At 64.8% G+C, this 16,426-nt stretch carries 16 protein-coding genes and 2 riboswitches; of the genes, 14 read left to right on the forward strand and 2 right to left on the reverse strand.

Annotation, left to right across the window (positions count from 1 at the left end):
* Positions 1-255: 255 nt before the first annotated feature.
* The 9 genes from infC (at position 256) to sat (ending at position 7,519) form a co-directional block, all read left to right on the forward strand.
* The gene (gene infC / locus IEX61_RS10505; RefSeq protein WP_229725841.1) at positions 256-807 is read left to right on the forward strand and encodes a translation initiation factor IF-3; all 552 of its coding nucleotides are present in this window, start codon (positions 256-258) and stop codon (positions 805-807) included.
* An 11-nt stretch (positions 808-818) separates the two neighbouring features.
* On the forward strand, positions 819-1,016 hold the full coding sequence (gene rpmI / locus IEX61_RS10510; RefSeq protein ID WP_054673023.1) for a 50S ribosomal protein L35: 198 nt from the start codon (positions 819-821) through the stop codon (positions 1,014-1,016).
* A 59-nt stretch (positions 1,017-1,075) separates the two neighbouring features.
* On the forward strand, positions 1,076-1,435 hold the full coding sequence (gene rplT / locus IEX61_RS10515; protein WP_054673025.1) for a 50S ribosomal protein L20: 360 nt from the start codon (positions 1,076-1,078) through the stop codon (positions 1,433-1,435).
* Between the two features lie 331 nt (positions 1,436-1,766).
* Positions 1,767-2,966 carry a trans-sulfuration enzyme family protein gene (locus IEX61_RS10520; RefSeq protein WP_188817959.1) on the forward strand — a complete coding sequence of 400 codons (1,200 nt, stop codon included), beginning with the start codon at positions 1,767-1,769 and terminating at the stop codon, positions 2,964-2,966.
* Between the two features lie 65 nt (positions 2,967-3,031).
* Positions 3,032-3,151, forward strand: a riboswitch (SAM riboswitch).
* A gap of 140 nt (positions 3,152-3,291) precedes the next feature.
* Positions 3,292-4,080 carry a methylenetetrahydrofolate reductase gene (locus IEX61_RS10525; RefSeq protein WP_218185347.1) on the forward strand — a complete coding sequence of 263 codons (789 nt, stop codon included), beginning with the start codon at positions 3,292-3,294 and terminating at the stop codon, positions 4,078-4,080.
* The gene (locus tag IEX61_RS12540; protein WP_218185348.1) at positions 4,055-4,201 is read left to right on the forward strand and encodes a hypothetical protein; all 147 of its coding nucleotides are present in this window, start codon (positions 4,055-4,057) and stop codon (positions 4,199-4,201) included. The genes IEX61_RS10525 and IEX61_RS12540 overlap by 26 nt, the downstream gene beginning before the upstream one ends.
* A gap of 145 nt (positions 4,202-4,346) precedes the next feature.
* Positions 4,347-4,461, forward strand: a riboswitch (SAM riboswitch).
* A gap of 211 nt (positions 4,462-4,672) precedes the next feature.
* Positions 4,673-5,380 (forward strand): phosphoadenylyl-sulfate reductase, encoded by a 708-nt coding sequence (locus IEX61_RS10530; RefSeq protein WP_054670017.1) that lies wholly within the window; start codon positions 4,673-4,675, stop codon positions 5,378-5,380.
* Between the two features lie 22 nt (positions 5,381-5,402).
* Positions 5,403-6,299, forward strand: coding sequence for a sulfite exporter TauE/SafE family protein (locus IEX61_RS10535; RefSeq protein ID WP_188817961.1), 897 nt, complete (start codon positions 5,403-5,405; stop codon positions 6,297-6,299).
* 62 nt (positions 6,300-6,361) lie between these two features.
* Positions 6,362-7,519, forward strand: a complete 1,158-nt coding sequence (gene sat, locus IEX61_RS10540; RefSeq protein ID WP_188817963.1) for a sulfate adenylyltransferase — start codon at positions 6,362-6,364, stop codon at positions 7,517-7,519.
* 184 nt (positions 7,520-7,703) lie between these two features.
* On the opposite strand, the gene bcaP is transcribed toward sat, so the two are convergent.
* Positions 7,704-9,098 carry a branched-chain amino acid transporter BcaP gene (gene bcaP, locus IEX61_RS10545; RefSeq protein ID WP_054670021.1) on the reverse strand — a complete coding sequence of 465 codons (1,395 nt, stop codon included), beginning with the start codon at positions 9,096-9,098 and terminating at the stop codon, positions 7,704-7,706.
* 856 nt (positions 9,099-9,954) lie between these two features.
* On the opposite strand from bcaP, the gene ilvB reads away from it, so the two are divergent.
* The 5 genes from ilvB to leuB all read left to right on the forward strand — a co-directional run bounded on the left by ilvB (position 9,955) and on the right by leuB (position 15,992).
* Entirely contained in the window at positions 9,955-11,628 is a 1,674-nt protein-coding gene (gene ilvB / locus IEX61_RS10550; protein WP_229725842.1) for a biosynthetic-type acetolactate synthase large subunit, read from the forward strand.
* On the forward strand, positions 11,628-12,140 hold the full coding sequence (ilvN, locus tag IEX61_RS10555; RefSeq protein ID WP_054670022.1) for an acetolactate synthase small subunit: 513 nt from the start codon (positions 11,628-11,630) through the stop codon (positions 12,138-12,140). Before ilvB ends, ilvN begins: the two co-directional genes overlap by 1 nt.
* A 111-nt stretch (positions 12,141-12,251) precedes the next feature.
* Positions 12,252-13,265 (forward strand): ketol-acid reductoisomerase, encoded by a 1,014-nt coding sequence (gene ilvC / locus IEX61_RS10560; protein ID WP_188817967.1) that lies wholly within the window; start codon positions 12,252-12,254, stop codon positions 13,263-13,265.
* Positions 13,226-14,905: a 2-isopropylmalate synthase gene (locus IEX61_RS10565; protein WP_188817969.1), complete on the forward strand. Its 1,680-nt coding sequence runs from the start codon at positions 13,226-13,228 to the stop codon at positions 14,903-14,905. The genes ilvC and IEX61_RS10565 overlap by 40 nt, the downstream gene beginning before the upstream one ends.
* Complete coding sequence (gene leuB / locus IEX61_RS10570) at positions 14,898-15,992, forward strand: 3-isopropylmalate dehydrogenase (RefSeq protein WP_188817991.1); 1,095 nt, start codon at positions 14,898-14,900, stop codon at positions 15,990-15,992. Before IEX61_RS10565 ends, leuB begins: the two co-directional genes overlap by 8 nt.
* 72 nt (positions 15,993-16,064) lie before the next feature.
* Here leuB and IEX61_RS10575 read toward each other — a convergent pair whose 3' ends face one another.
* Positions 16,065-16,418, reverse strand: a complete 354-nt coding sequence (locus IEX61_RS10575) for an ATP-binding cassette domain-containing protein (RefSeq protein ID WP_308423734.1) — start codon at positions 16,416-16,418, stop codon at positions 16,065-16,067.
* Between the last annotated feature and the right edge of the window lie 8 nt (positions 16,419-16,426).

Raw genomic sequence — 16,426 nt, forward strand, 5'->3', positions numbered from 1 at the left:
CTCGCTTTTGTTCCCTTGGCTTGGTTGACCTCGCATCCACAATTATTGACCTAGAGCCAAATCAAACTTGACGGCCCGCCTCCAGCCGTGATAAAGTGTAGAAGTAAGCGAATAACGGAACAGGACGCAAGAAGACCAAGCAGAAGCACCCGCTGCTTCTCACCTGATCGGCGCTCGGTGGAGCTGCTGACAGGTTCGCGCGTACGGGAAACGGTTTGGCGTTGGCTGGAGTCGGCGGGTGGCGTGCGCCCGCCGATTTTATTTGAGTTTTCCTGGAGGTGGCAAGCAATTAGCAAGGAATTTTTGGTCAACGAGCAGATCCGCGCGCGGGAAGTCCGCCTGATCGGGCCGGACGGCGCGCAGTTGGGCATCAAACCGTTCCGGGAAGCCTTGCGCATTGCGCAGGACATGGGCCTCGATCTGGTCAACGTCGCGCCGCAGGCCAAACCGCCGGTCTGCCGCATCATGGACTACGGCAAATTCAAGTATGAACAAAGCAAAAAGGAGCGCGAGGCCCGCAAGAAGCAGAAGATCGTCCAGGTCAAGGAAGTGCGCCTGACGCCGAACATCGAGGAGCACGACCTGCAAACGAAATTGCGCAACGTGCGCAAGTTCCTGGAACACGGGGACAAGGTGAAGCTGACGATTCGCTTCCGCGGGCGGCAGATTGCCCATGCCGAATTGGGGCAGCAGGTACTCGACCGCCTGGCCAAGGAAGTTGAAGATATTGGCGCCATCGAGCGCAAACCCGCGCTGGAAGGGCGCCAGATGATCATGATCCTTGCGCCGAAAACGCCAAAAGGATAGGAGGAATCGCCATGCCCAAGATGAAGTCGCGGCGCGCTGCGGTGAAGCGCTTCAAAAAGACGGCTACGGGGAAGATCAAGCACTACCGAGCCAATAAAAGCCACCTCAACGAATGGAAACCGGCCAATCGCAAGCGTCGCCTGCGTCGGGCGGCCATCGTGAGCAAGGGCGACGCCAAGCGCATCAAGCAGCTGATCACCTATCTGTAAGGGTTCCGTACGCGCTTTGATGGGGCAAGGGATTTGCGCAACACAAAGGAGGGATTGCGATGCCGCGCGTAAAAGGTGGACCGTATACGCGCCGTCGTCGGAAAAAAATCTTGAAGATGGCGAAAGGGTACTTCGGGTCGAAGCACGCGCTGTACCGCACCGCGAAGCAGCAAGTGATGAAGTCGCTGATGTACGCCTACCGCGACCGTCGTCAGCGCAAGCGCGACTTCCGCAAGCTGTGGATCGCGCGCATCAACGCGGCAGCGCGGATGAACGGCCTGTCCTACAGCAAGTTCATGCACGGCCTGAAGGCGGCCGGCGTGGCCATCAACCGCAAGATGCTGGCCGAGCTGGCCGTCAACGACCAGAAGGCCTTTGCCGAGCTGGCCAACCTGGCGAAGCAAAAGCTGAATGCGTAACGGGTGAGAAAACAGCGGCACCCTCGGCGCGCGCCGAGGGTTTCGTTTTATGTGTCTGTCTGGATCTAACCGTCTCTTCCCCTCTCCCGATGGGGTGTTGACCTGGTATTTGCCGTGGGCAATGGCCGCATACCCCGGTTCGCCGATGGCCGACTTGTCGGAGCGGATGCTGGAAAATATGCTCCTTCATCGGGGTGATGTCATGTTTTCAGGGGAATGAAAATGAGGGCCGGATGGGCGCTACCGGGTCACGACGGTGGGCCCGGGGCCGTAACGCACGGTATCCTCAAGGAAAAGCCCTGTGCAGAACGGGACCAAAGGAGGCCTGCCGATGACTTGGCGATTCGACACGCGCGTCGTCCATTTCCGACAAAAGGGCCTGGAGCGCGAGACGCCCAAGGCGCCGCCGATCTACCAGACGTCGGCCTTTGCCTTTTCCGATCTCGACGAGCTGGAGGCGTACTTTGCCGGCGAGCGGCAGTACCTGTACACGCGGTTTCGGAACCCCAATGCCGATGACTTTGCCCGCGGCGTGGCCGCCTTGGAGGGCGGCGAGGACGGGGTGGCGGCGGCGTCGGGCATGGCGGCGATCCTGGCCGCGACGCTGGCCGTGGTGAAGCCGGGAGAGCGCATCCTGTGCCCGGAAGAGGTGTACGGCGGGACGTATCACCTGTTTACGCACGAGCTGGCACGCCTCGGGATCGGCGTCGACTTTGCCCCGGCGAACGATGTGGACGCCTTCGCCCGCGCCTTTACGCCGGAGACGCGCCTCGTCTTTTTGGAGACGATCTCCAACCCGCTCCTCCGCGTCCCGCCACTTAAGGAGCTGGCCGCCCTCGCCCGGGAGCGTGGCGCCGTTGTCGTGGTGGACAACACCTTTGCCACGCCGTACCTGGCCCGGCCGCTTGAATGGGGAGCCCACCTCGTCGTCCACAGCGCGACGAAGTTTCTCGCCGGCCACAGCGACGTGACGGCGGGGGTGGTTGTCGGGGAGCGGCACCTGGTGAAACGGGCGCGGGAGATTATCGCCGCCTACGGGTGCCACCTGAATCCCTTTGAGGCGTGGCTCGCGGCCCGGGGCCTGAAAACCCTGTCCGTGCGCATGGCGCGCCACTGTGAAAACGCCATGCGGATGGCGCGCTGGCTTGCCGCCCGGCCGGCCGTGGCGCGCGTCTACTACCCCGGGCTTTCCGAGGACGACGGGGAACGTGTCCGCACCCTTCTCGGCGGGCGGGGCGGGGCGCTGGTCACCTTCCGCCTTCGCGAGGGGACGGATGTGGGGGCCTTTTTCCGCGGGCTTTCGTGGATCAAGCTGGTGCCCACGCTGGCCGGCGTGGAGACGACGGTGGCCCATCCGGCGTCCACGTCGCACCGTGCCCTTCCGCCGGCACGGCGGCGCGCCGTGGGCGTCACCGACGAGGTCGTGCGCCTCTCCGTCGGGCTCGAGGACCCGGCGGACATCTGCGACGACCTGGCGCGCGGATTGGCGGCGGCGGAAGGGCAAACCGGCGCAATTGCGCAAAGCGATTGACAACCGGCACGTTCTGCGGTACATTACCGGTAACGACAACCGCATACACCGGGAGACCGGACCTTTTCTTATCCAGAGAGGTGGAGGGACTGGCCCGATGAAACCTCGGCAACCGGCTTGCCGCCTCGGGCAAGCAGCGGTGCCAACTCCTGCGGAAACGCGCCGGCGTTTCCGAGAGATGAGAAAAGGCCGCGCCGATACCCGTGTATCGTGTATCGACAAGGCCTTTCTCGTTCCGAGAAAGGCCTTTTTTCGTACGTGCGGCGCCGTGGGCGGGCAGCGAAACACGGGCGGCACGGCAAGAGCGGAGAAAGGAGCGAGAGGGATGGCCTATCATGTGCACCGTTTGCGGGAGAAGCTGCGTTTGGGGAAGTTCGTCATCACCGCAGAGGTGGAGCCGCCCAAAGGGGCCGATCCGACGCCGACGCTGGAGAAGGCCAGCCTGTTGCGCCATGTGGTCGATGCGCTCAACGTGGCCGACTGCCCGATGGCCAACCTGCGCATGAGTCCCATCGCCTTGGCGCACATCTTACAGGACGATTTGGGCATCGAGGCCATCTTTCACTTGACGTGCCGGGACCGCAACGTGCTCGGATTGCAGGCCGAGCTGCTCGGGGCGGCGGCCCTTGGCGTGCGGAACATCCTCACGCTCACCGGCGACGCGCCGGAACGCGGCGACCACCCCACGGCCACCGGCGTGTTTGACGTCGACGCCGTAGGGCTGATCCGGCTGGCGGCCACGCTGAATGCGGGGCGCGACGTGAACGGCAACCGCCTTGAGGCCCCGCCGGAGTTTTTCATTGGGGCGGCGGCCAACCCCGGCGCGGAGGACCTGGCACGCGAAGTGCGGCGGCTCGAGGAAAAGGTGGCCGCCGGGGCGGCGTTTATCCAGACCCAGCCGATTTACGACGTCGAGACGGCGGAGCGGTTTTTGGAGGCGACGCAGCATTTGGACGTGCCCATTCTTTTCGGGCTCATGCCGCTCAAAAGCTACAAGATGGCCTGTTACCTGAACGAAAAGGTCCCGGGCATCACCATTCGCGCCGATGTGCTGCGGCGGGTGGAGCGCGGGGGGGCGGGAGGAAGGGGTGGCCGTGGTGCGCGAGCTGTTTGAGGCGCTGCGCGGTTTTGCCCACGGCGTGCACCTGTTCCCGCTCGGCGACGTGACGATGGTGCACGAGATCGTCGGCGTGCCGGTCCCGGCACCGCGGCGCATTGTTGGGATAAACCGATAAACCTACTCGGAAATTCGCTCTTGACAGGCTGGGCGGAAGGCGCTAAGATGAAATCAAAATTATCCATTCCAATCTGAATACACGGATTTAAACCAATTCACCGACCCTTTGCGCAACGTTGCAATCGCATACTGTGTTGGAACGGCTCTTATCGAGAGTGGCGGAGGGACTGGCCCGATGAAGCCCGGCAACCGGCTTGCCCCCCGTGGGCAGGCAGCGGTGCCAATTCCTGCAGAGGGAACCCCTCTGAGAGATGAGAGCTTCGGGCACGAAGCCTCCTCTTTCAGAGAGGAGGTTTTTTTCGTGTCGCTCCCGCAAGCGGACGGAACGCGTTGGGCCGCATCTTGCGTCTTGCGCCGGTGCACAGGCGGACACCCGGTGCAATAAGGTAAAAGGGCAAGGGCAACATCCCATGGAAAGCGGCGGGAGCGCACGGGCAGAAAGACCAAAGGGACAGGAGGCGTGGCAAGGGTGAACGCGGTGCAGATCGAGTGGACACCGGAAGGCATTTCCAAGCTGGCGGATTGGTGGGAGGAGAAGACGCCCCAGGAGCTCTTGGCTCTGGCGGTGGAACGCTTTGGCACGAAGGTGGCGCTGGCCTGCAGTTTTGGCGCCGAGGATGTCGTCCTTGTCGACATGCTGGTGAAGATCAATCCCGAGGTGCCGATTTTCTACCTCGACACCGACAAGCATTTCCGCGAGACCTATGAAACCCGCGACCGGATGGCCGCGCGGTACGGCATTTCGTTTGTGCAGGTGAAGCCGGCGCTGACGTTGGAGGAGCAGGCGGCGCGGTACGGCGACCGGCTGTGGGAGCGCGATCCCAATTTGTGCTGCAACCTGCGGAAAGTGGAGCCGCTCAAGGCGTTTCTGCGGGATTTTGACGCCTGGATCACCGGCATCCGCCGCGAACAGGCGCCGACCCGGGCCAACGCGCGCAAGGTGGAATGGGACGCCAAGTTCGGGGTGGTGAAGTTCAACCCCTTGGCCGACTGGACGTTCAAAGACGTGTGGCGGTACATTCACGAAAACGACGTGCCGTACAATCCGCTGCACGACCGGGGCTACCCCAGCATCGGTTGCGAATGCTGCACGCGACCGGTGCGGCCGGGCGAGGATTTCCGCGCCGGACGATGGGCCGGTTTCAACAAAACGGAGTGCGGGCTGCACACGTCGTAGGTTGGCGACGGGGGGATGTTTCGTGCAAAAATTGCTTGTGTTGGCCTTTGTCGGATTGTTGGCGCAACTGGTGGACGGCGCTCTGGGCATGGCCTACGGGGTGACGTCGACGTCGCTGCTCCTCTTGTTTGGCCTGACCCCGGCGGCCGCGTCCGCGTCGGTGCACTTGGCCGAGCTGGTCACCACGGCGGCTTCGGGCCTTTCCCACTGGCGGTTTGGCAACATCGACCGCCACGTGGTTCGCACCCTTGTTCTTCCCGGATCGGTGGGCGCGTTTGCCGGCGCCTCTTTCTTGGCCAGCGTGCCCGGCGAGGCCATCAAGCCGTTTGTGTCGGCGTTTCTGCTCGCACTCGGCGTGTACATCTTGGTGCGTTTTCTCGTTACCCGACCGGCAGCTCGTTCGCCGCGCGGGCCTGTACCGCGCCGCTTCCTCGTGCCCCTTGGGCTCTTTGCGGGCTTTGCCGACGCGGTGGGCGGCGGCGGTTGGGGCCCCATCACCACTCCGGCGCTGATGATGCGTCGCGATCTCGAGCCGCGCCGGGTGATCGGCTCCGTCGACACCAGCGAATTTGCCATCGCCCTGTCGGCCACGCTGGGATTTGCACTGTCCATGGGCTTTGAGCCCGTTCATTGGTTGTGGGTCGGCGCCCTGGTGCTCGGCGGGATGATCGCCGCGCCCATTGCCGCCTGGCTGGTGAAGGTGATGCCCTCCCACGTGTTGGGCGTGCTGGTGGGCGGCGTCATCCTGCTGACCAACATGCGCACGCTGCTCCTTGCCCTGGGGGTGTCCGAGGACGCCAAGATGTGGGTGTACGGCGCGCTGTGGGCGGTGCTCATCGCCGCGTTCGCGTACACGCTGCGGAAGCACAAGTCCCGCTCCGGCAAGGGCGCGTTGGTGACGGAAAGCTCGCCCGGATGACGGCCGCGTGTCGACGTTCGGCGTGCGAGACGTCATCACGATGCGGAGGTGACGATGTCCCAATGGTGTACGAACCGATTGTTCCACATGGGAAGCGCTTGGTTGAACGCTACTTCCGGCGAGAAGATCTTCCGGTATCCCCCGAGGGGCTGCCGTACGTTGAGGTGGACGGCTGGACGCTGGCCGATCTGCAGTGCCTGGCGTACGGCGCCTTCTCCCCCCTCGATGGATTCCTGGGGCGCGACGACTACGAGAGCGTGCTGGAGCGCATGCGGCTCGCCGACGGCACGGTGTGGACGATTCCCATCACCCTGCCCGTCTCCCGCGACGTGGCCAACCGGGTTGGACGCGGCGAGTACCTCGCCCTCGGGCAAAACGGCACGGTCTACGCCATCGTGCGCGTTGACGATTGTTACGAGCCGGACAAGGAGCGGGAGGCCAAGGCCGTCTACCTGACCGACGAGGCGGCCCATCCCGGCGTGAACAAGCTGTACGCGCGTCCGAACGTGTACATCGGCGGTCCCGTGTGGGTCTTTCGCCTGCCGGAACCGGCGTTTCCGCAGTACACCTTTACGCCGGCCCAGACGCGCCGCCTGTTCGTCGAGCGCGGCTGGAAAACGATCGTCGGCTTTCAGACGCGCAACCCGGTGCACCGGGCCCACGAGTACATTCAGAAGGTGGCCCTGGAACTTGTGGACGGGTTGTTCTTGAATCCGCTTGTCGGCGAAACGAAAGCCGACGACATCCCGGCCGACGTGCGGATGAAGAGCTACGAAGTGCTGCTGGAGAACTACTATCCGAAAGCGCGCGTCCTTCTCGGCACCTTTCCCGCCGCCATGCGCTATGCGGGGCCGCGGGAAGCGGTGTTTCACGCCATCGTGCGCAAAAATTACGGCTGCACCCACTTTATCGTCGGCCGCGACCACGCCGGCGTGGGCAACTACTACGGCACGTACGACGCCCAGCGCATCTTCGACCGGTTCCCGCCGGAAGACATCGGCATCATCCCCCTCTTCTTCGAACATACCTACTACTGCCGCCGCTGCGGGCAGATGGTGTCGGCCAAAACATGCCCCCACGGCGAGGCGGATCATGTGAAGCTGTCGGGGACGAAGGTGCGGCAGATGCTGCGCGAGGGCCAGATGCTCCCGCCGGAGTTTACGCGCCCGGAGGTGGCCCAGGTGCTCATGGAGGGGTTGCGCGTCAAGGCCGGCTCGTGAGCGGCAAGCGAAAAGCCGGTGCCTCCGATGAGCCCGGCGCCCAAACCGGCTCGCGCGAGGCACCGGCACGAAAGGAAACCGCCCGGGGGACGAGGCCCCGCGGGCGGTTGATTCTTCTTGGGACGGTTTTTTGGCCGTATTGCGTGGCGTTGGGCTGACCGTTTTACGGCCCAAGATTCACGCTCTACCGCTCGGGTCCGGCGTTTCGCGCCAGCGTGCTGTTGCGGTAGCCGTAGAGGAAGTAGACGACGAGGCCCACACCGAGCCAGATGAAGAAGGCGAGCCAGGTGACCCTCGACAGGTTGAACATCAGGAAGAGAGCCACCAACGATCCGAGGATCGGCGTATACGGAACGCCGGGGACGCGGAAGCCGCGCGGCAGGTCTGGCTCCTTGTAGCGCAGCACGAGGACGCCGATCTGGATCAGCACGAAGGCGGTCAGCATGCCCATGTTGACGAGCTCGGCCAGGCGGCCCAGCGGGATGAACCCGGCCAGCGCGGCGGCTGCCAGCCCGGCGACCCAAGTGCCGAGGTACGGCGTTTTGTACCGCTCGTGCACGCGGGCAAACACCTGCGGCAAGAGACCGTCGCGCGACATGGCGAAGCAGATGCGCGTTTGCCCATAGGCCATCACGAGCATCACCGTGGTGATCGTGATGACCGCCGAAGCGGAGATGACGCCGGCCAATCCGTTCTGGCCCACCTTCTGCAGGGCAAAGGCCACCGGCGCGCTGTTGTTCAGCTCGGCGTACGGGACCATGCCGGTAAGGACGGCGGACACGGCGATGTACAGCAGGGTGCAAATGGCCAAGGAGCCGATGATCCCGATCGGCAGGTCGCGCTTCGGATTCTTCACCTCTTCGGCCGCCGAGCTGACGGCGTCAAAACCGCCGTAGGCGAAGAAGACGACGGCTGCCCCTGTGAGCACGCCGGACCAACCGAAGGGAAGGAACGGTGTCCAGTTTTCCGGTTTGACATAGAAGGCTCCCACGAGAATGAACAGCAGGATGATGCCCACTTTCAGGAAGACAATCAGGTTGTTGAGGCGCGCGCTTTCTTTCACGCCCCGCGACAGAAGCCAGGCGATGGCGAGCACAATGGCCACCGCTGGCAGGTTGAACAGCCCGCCCTCCACGGGCGTCTTCACCAACGCTTCCGGCAACGTGATGCCAAATCCCGAGAGCAGGATCTGAAAGTATCCCGACCACCCGACGGCCACGGCGCTGACCACCAAGGTGTACTCCAGGATAAGGTTCCACCCAATGATCCAGGCCAGAAACTCGCCCATTGTGACATAGGTGTACGTGTAGACGCTCCCTGAAATGGGGACGGCGGAGGCAAACTCCGCGTAGGAGAGTGCGGCGAATGCAGCGGCGATGCTGGCCAGGATGAACGAGAGCACGAGGGCCGGTCCGGAATGCTGGGCGGCCGCCACGCCGGTGAGGACGAAAATCCCCGTCCCGATGATGGCACCGATGCCGAGCAACACCAAATCGACGGCGCTGAGGGCCCGGCGCAGCGACGTTTTTTCGCTTTCCTGGAGAAGCTGGGCGATGGGTTTCTTGCGCCACACGTTCATCCCGTTCGGACCTCCAACGAATGTTTTGAAGATTGAGGTGTTCTGAGCGAAACGGTATGGTAATGATACGTCAAGCCTATCGGAATATGCATTCATCGTCAAAGTCCGTTATCGAAAATTGTTCTGCCTGCTCTCCTGTTTTCTATTTGATTCGCCCTTTAACGCGAAATAGCAAAAACGCGAATGTGCTTTGCAGTATAAAAGCGACAGCGAATCAACGCGCACGCCAACCGCCAGATTTACCTGGTGGCGCTCGAGCGGCCGTCGTCCTAGCGGCGAGGCCGCTTCTGTTTTCCCGTTGACATGCACGGGAGGGGCGATTATAATACCAACTAACAAGCAACGCCAATATTCCGACTGTTCCGAGAGGTGGACCTCGCCATCCAATGCGGACCATTCGGAACAGGCGGAACGCGGGAAAGGCGAGGAAAAGGCCATACGCCGTGGAACGCGACCCTCCAGAGAGCCCGGCCTGCGGCTGGAAGCCGGGTGGGTGCCCGTCTGCGGCGTGCTCTCCTTGGAGCCGCGTTCCTGAACGCGGCGGGCCAGGCGATGCGGAAACAGCCCGTGCATTGCGCCCCGCCGTCAGTAGGGAGCGTCGGAGGCCCCCGTTACCGGGCCGGGGTATGCGCCGCATACCCGTTGAGGCCACGTGTCGCGAGACCGTGGCGAAGTTGGGTGGTACCGCGAAGTCCTTTCGCCCCAGCACCTCCCGTTGGGGAGGCGGGGTGAAAGGGCTTTCATTTTTGGCGATGACCCTGTGCGGTGAAGAAGGGAGGAGTGGAGGATGACCAGCAAAGCGGCGACAGCCGAAGCGTCCCTTGTGGCGCGCGTACAGGAAGATGTGGGGCGCGAAATGACCGGAGCGGAAATCCTTTTCCGCTGTCTGATCCTTGAGGGCGTTGAGGTCTTGTTTGGCTATCCGGGCGGCGCCGTGCTGCCCATCTACGACACGCTGTACGACGTGGCCATGCGCCACGTGCTGACCCGCCACGAGCAGGGCGCCGTGCATGCCGCCGATGGCTACGCCCGGGCCACGGGGAAGCCCGGCGTGGTGATTGCCACCTCCGGGCCCGGAGCGACCAACTTGGTGACGGGCATCGCCACGGCGCAGATGGATTCCGTCCCGCTCATCGCCATCACCGGCAATGTCAAGCAGCAGCTGATCGGCACCGACGCGTTCCAGGAAGCGAACATCGTCGGCATCACCATGCCGATCACGAAACACAACTACTTCGTCCGCGACGTGCGCGACCTTCCGCGCATCGTGAAGGAGGCCTTCCACATCGCCACGACGGGGCGGCCGGGGCCGGTGCTGATCGACATTCCCAAAGACGTGTCGGAGGCGAAGGCGCCCTTTACCTATCCCGAAGACGTAAACCTGCGCGGCTACCAGCCCACTGTCGATCCCCATCCGCTGCAGGTGGAGCGGCTCCGGCAAGCGATCAAAGGGGCGAAAAAGCCGGTCATCCTCGCCGGCGGCGGCGTGATCGCCTCCGGCGCCCACGAGGAACTGCTGCGCTTCGCCGAGACGGCGCGCATTCCCGTGATCACCACCTTCATGGGGATCGGCGGGTTCCCCAGCGGCCATCCGCTCCATCTGGGCATGCCGGGGATGCACGGGACCTACGCGGCCAACATGGCCATCTGTCACTGCGACCTGCTGATCGGCATCGGCGCGCGCTTCGACGACCGCGTCACGATGGGGCGCCTCGACGCTTTCGCCCCGCATGCGAAGATCGTGCACATTGACATTGATCCGGCGGAGATTGGCAAGAACGTCGAGACGTACATCCCCATCGTTGGCGATGTGAAGCGCACCCTCGCCGCGGCGCTCGAGGGCCTCGCGCCGGCCGATTCGGCGGCGTGGCTTGCCCAGCTGGACGACTGGAAGCGGGCCTATCCGCTGCGCTATCAAATGTCGGGCGACCGGCTGAAGCCGCAGTACGTAATCGAGCTCCTCGACGAACTGACCGGCGGCGAGGCGATCATCACCACCGACGTTGGCCAGCATCAGATGTGGGTGGCCCAGTTCTACCGCTTCAAGCGGCCGCGCTCGCTCATCTCGTCGGGGGGCCTTGGGGCGATGGGCTTCGGCTTCCCGGCGGCGATCGGCGCCAAGCTAGGCTGCCCCGACAAGCCGGTGATCGCCGTGGTCGGCGACGGCGGCTTCCAGATGACGATGCAAGAGCTGGCCGTGGTGAAGCAGTACCGCATCCCGGTCAAGGTGGTCATCATCAACAACCGGTGCCTCGGGATGGTTCGCCAGTGGCAGGAGCTGTTCTACCGGAAGCGCTACAGCGAGGTCGACCTGTCCGTCAGCCCCGACTACGTCAAGCTGGCCGAGGCTTACGGCCTGCGCGGGCTGCGGGCCGAGACGCCGGAGGAGGCGCGAGCCGTGCTGAAGGAGGCGCTGGAGCTTGAGGAGCCGGTGGTCGTCGACTGCGTTGTCGAACCGGAGGAGAACGTCTACCCCATGGTGGCGCCAGGGAAGCGATTGGACGAAATGGTGCTGGGAGATGAGGCCTGATGCGGAGCGATACGCAGCGGCACACCTTGTCCATCCTCGTCAACGACCAGCCGGGCGTGCTGGCGCGGGTGGCCAACCTGTTCAGCCAGCGGGGGTTCAACATCGAGTCGATCACCGTTGGTCCCTGCGAGGAGCCGGGGCTTTCGCGCATGGTGATCGTCACCCGCGGCGACGAGCGGGTCGTGGAGCAGATTTGCAAGCAGCTGCACAAGCTGATCGACGTGATCAAGGTGCAGCGCGTCAGCGAGTTTCCCATGGTTGAGCGGGAGCTGGCCCTCATCAAGGTCGGCGCCTCGCCGGCGGTGCGGACGGAAATCCAGGGCATTGTCGAGCCGTTCCGCGCCGCGGTGGTGGACGTCGGCCCCCAGTCGCTCATCGTCCAGGTGACGGGGGACCCGGAGAAGATCGACGCGCTGATCGAGCTCCTGCGCCCGTACGGCATCAAGGAACTGACGCGCACCGGCGTGACGGCGATGATGCGCGGTTCGGTCAAGCAAGCCGTTCACGCGTGAGGCGGCCGATGAAGCTTCTTGGGCGATGCACACGGGAGCAATACACTTCCTTCCTTATACAAATAGGGTTGCATGATCAATCCAAATTCAAAAAGAGGAGGAGATGTGCCCATGGCGACGCTCTATTACGAAAAGGATGTCGACCGCTCGGTTCTCGAAGGGAAAACGATCGCCATCATCGGTTACGGGAGCCAGGGTCACGCCCAGGCGCAGAACCTGCGCGACAGCGGGTTTTCCGTGATCATCGGCGTGCGGCCGGGCAAGTCGTGGGAGCAGGCCGAGCGGGACGGCTTTGCCGTGTACACGCCGGACGAGGCGGCGGCGCGGGCCGACGTGATCCAGCTCCTCCTGCCCGACGAGAAGCAGCCCGAGGTGTACCGCACGCAGATCGAACCCCACCTCACCGCCGGCAAGGCCCTGTTCTTCTCCCACGGGTTCAACATCCACTTCGGGCAGATCGTCCCGCCCAAGGACGTGGACGTGGTGATGGTGGCGCCCAAGAGCCCGGGCCACCTTGTGCGCCGTGTCTTTACGGAAGGTTTTGGTGTGCCGGCCCTCCTCGCCGTGCACCAGGACGCCACGGGGCAGGCCAAGGCGCTGGGCCTGGCTTACGCCAGCGGCATCGGCAGCACGCGGGCTGGGGTGATCGAGACGACGTTCCGGGAAGAGACGGAGACGGACCTCTTTGGCGAGCAAGTCGTGCTGTGCGGCGGCGTGACGGCGCTCATCCAGGCCGGGTTTGAGACCCTCGTCGAGGCCGGCTACCAGCCGGAGATCGCCTACTTTGAATGCCTGCACGAGCTGAAACTGATCGTCGACCTGATGTACGAGGGCGGGCTGGCCAACATGCGCCATTCCATCAGCGACACGGCCGAATTCGGCGACTACCTCATCGGCAAGCGGATCATCAACGACGAGGTGCGCCGCGAGATGAAGAAGGTTCTCGCCGAGATCCAGGACGGCACCTTCGCCCGCACGTGGATTTTGGAGAACCAAACGGGCCGGCCGTTCATGAACGCCCGTCGGCGCCAGGAAGCCGAACACCCCATCGAGCAGGTGGGGGCGCGGCTGCGGGCGCTCATGGCATGGCAGAAGAAGCGGGAAGACGTGCCGGTGGGCCGGTAAGCGCCGATTTGCAGCGAGCGCCCGTCGCGGCGCGGCGGCGGGCGCACCGCGGCCTTGAGACGACACGCAAGGAGGTTGGGCGGATGCGCAAGATCCTGGTATTTGACACCACGCTGCGCGACGGCGAGCAGTCGCCGGGCGTCAACTTGAGCATCGAGGAGAAGGTAGAAATCGCCCTGCAGCTCGAGCGGCTGGGGGTTGACCTGATCGAAGCGGGGTTTGCCGCCTCGTCCCCGGGTGATTTCGCCGCGGTGAAGGCGGTGGCCGAGCGGATCAAGGACGCCCGCGTGGTCAGCCTGGCGCGGGCGGTGGAGGCCGACATCGACGCCGCGTGGGAGGCGTTGCGCGGCGCCGCCCAGCCCTGCCTGCACACCTTCCTGGCCACCTCGCCCATTCACCGCCAATACAAGCTGCGCATGAGCAAGGAGGAGGTCCTTGCGCGCGTCGAGGCGATGGTGCGCTACGCGGCGGCCAAGTTTCCGGAGGTGGAGTTTTCGCCCGAAGACGCCGGGCGCACCGAGCACGATTTTCTCGTCGAGGTGGTCACCGTGGCGGTGCGCGCCGGGGCCACGACCATCAACATCCCCGACACCGTCGGCTACCTGACGCCGGAGGAGTACGGCTACCTCTTCCGCCTGCTGCGCGAGAAGGTGCCGGGAATCGAGAAGGTGCGGCTGTCGGCCCACTGCCACGACGACCTCGGCCTGGCCACGGCCAACACCCTGGCGGCGATCCAGAACGGCGCCGACCAGTTTGAGGGGACGATCAACGGCATCGGCGAGCGGGCGGGCAACGTGGCCATCGAGGAGGTGGCCCTGGCCCTGGAGACGCGCAAGGGGGTCTACCAGGCGACCACCGGGCTGAAGCTGACGGAGATTGCCCGCACCAGCCGCCTCGTCAGCCGCCTGACCGGGATGATTGTGCCGCCCAACAAGGCCATCGTCGGGGCCAACGCCTTCGCCCACGAGTCGGGGATCCACCAGGACGGCGTCCTGAAGGAGGCCAGCACCTACGAAATCATCCGCCCCGAGACGGTGGGCTTCGCGTCCAACCGCCTCGTGCTCGGCAAGCATTCCGGCCGCCACGCCTTCCGCGAGCATCTGCGCGCGCTGGGGTACAACCTGGAGGGCGAGCAGCTCGACGCGGTGTTCCGGCAGTTTAAGGAGTTGTGCGACCGCAAGAAGCAGGTGACCGACGACGACATCCTCGCCCTCGTCGAGCAGCGCCTGGCCCATCCGCCGGAGCACTTCGCCCTCGAGGGCCTGCAGCTCACCTACGGCAGCGCCTTCGTGCCCACGGCCACCGTGCGCGTGCGTACCGCCGACGGCGCGGTCCGCGAAGAGGCGGCCTGCGGCAACGGGTCGGTCGACGCGATTTACAAGGCCCTCGACCGGGCCACGGGGGAGGCGGTGGAGCTGGTCGACTACAAGATCGCCTCGGTGACCGACGGGGCCGACGCCCTCGGCGAGGTGTTCGTCCGCCTGCGCCAGGGGGACGTCACCGTGCAAGGGCGCGGCGTTAGCACCGACGTGCTGGAGGCGAGCGCCAAGGCCTACCTCAATGCCCTCAACCGGCTCGTGGCGCGGCGGACGGCGCCGGCGCGGGAGGCGGCCGCGTTGGAGGTGACGCGCCGTGCTTGAGCGCTGGCGCGTCGCCGTCCTGCCCGGCGACGGCATCGGCCCCGAGGTGACGGCGCAGGCGGTGCGCGTCCTCGAGGCGGTGGCGGCGCATCGCGGCGTGGCGCTGGAGGTGCGCGAGGGCTTGATCGGCGGTGCGGCCTATGACGCCGTCGGCCGACCCTTGCCCGACGAGACGCTCGACCTGTGCCGCGCAAGCGACGCCGTGTTCCTCGGCGCCGTGGGCGGGCCGAAGTGGGGCGCGTTGCCCGCCGACAAGCGGCCCGAGGCGGCTCTTCTTGGCCTGCGCAAGGCCCTCGGCCTGTACGCCAACCTTCGACCCGTCACCCCCTTCGACGCGCTGCTTCCGGCTTCCCCGCTAAAGAGCGCCTACCTGGCGGGGGCCAACGTCCTCATCGTGCGCGAGCTGACCGGGGGCCTCTACTTCGGCGAAAAGCGCCGCACGCGCACGCCGGAGGGGGAGGAGGAGGCCGTCGACACCCTGGTGTACCGCACGTCGGAAATTGAGCGCGTCGTGCGGCGCGCCTTCGAGCTGGCCCGCGGGCGGCGGAAGCGGGTTACGTCGGTCGACAAGGCCAACGTGCTGGAAAGCTCGCGCCTGTGGCGGGAGGTGGCCACACGGGTGGCGGCGGAGTACCCGGATGTCGAGCTGGAGCACCTCCTTGTCGACGCCTTCGCCATGCAGCTCATCCTCAACCCGCGCCGGTTTGACGTGGTGGTGACGGAAAACCTCTTCGGCGACATCCTCAGCGACGAGGCCGCGGTACTGACGGGGTCCATCGGCATGCTGCCGTCGGCCAGCCTCGCCGACGGCCGGTTCGGGCTGTACGAACCGGTACACGGTTCGGCGCCGGACATTGCCGGCGAGGACCGGGCCAACCCGCTGGCGGCGATCCTCTCGGTTGCCCTCATGCTGCGCCACACCTTCGGCGACGAGGCGGCCGCGGCGGCGGTGGAGGACGCGGTCAAGCGCGTCCTCGAGTCGGGCGTCCGTACCATCGACCTGGCCGAGCCCGGCGACCCCGTCGTCGGCACGAAGGCTATGGGCGATCGGGTGGTGGCGGCGCTGGAGGCGGCGCTGGTGAAATAACGCATGCCAATCCAAAAGCGGCTGACGACGGAACGCGGTCGTCAGCCGCTTATGTTGCGCAAAAGGTTTTCTTCAGATCGGTGCGGGGTCCAGCGCCTTCAGTACCCCGCTCTCCATCTCCAATACGCGGTCGCTCAAGGCCGTAATGTCTTCGCGGATGTGGCTCGTTAGCAGAATCGTGACGCCTTCCGCCTTCAGCCGCTTGACGAGATCGTGCAGCATGGCCACGCCGTCCGCATCCAGTCCGCTTGTGGGTTCATCCAAGAGCAGAAGTTTGGGTTTTTCCATGATCGCTTGTGCAATCCCGAGGCGCTGTTTCATTCCGACAGAGAACTTCCGAACCTTCGTCCGGGCGGCATGTTCCAGTCCGACAAGATCAAGTCCAAATCTCTGTGTAAAATTGCCCCTCGGCTCGAACGGGCTTATCCCAAGAA

Origin of the sequence: Calditerricola satsumensis (assembly GCF_014646935.1) — a bacterium.
Taxonomy (GTDB): domain Bacteria; phylum Bacillota; class Bacilli; order Calditerricolales; family Calditerricolaceae; genus Calditerricola; species Calditerricola satsumensis.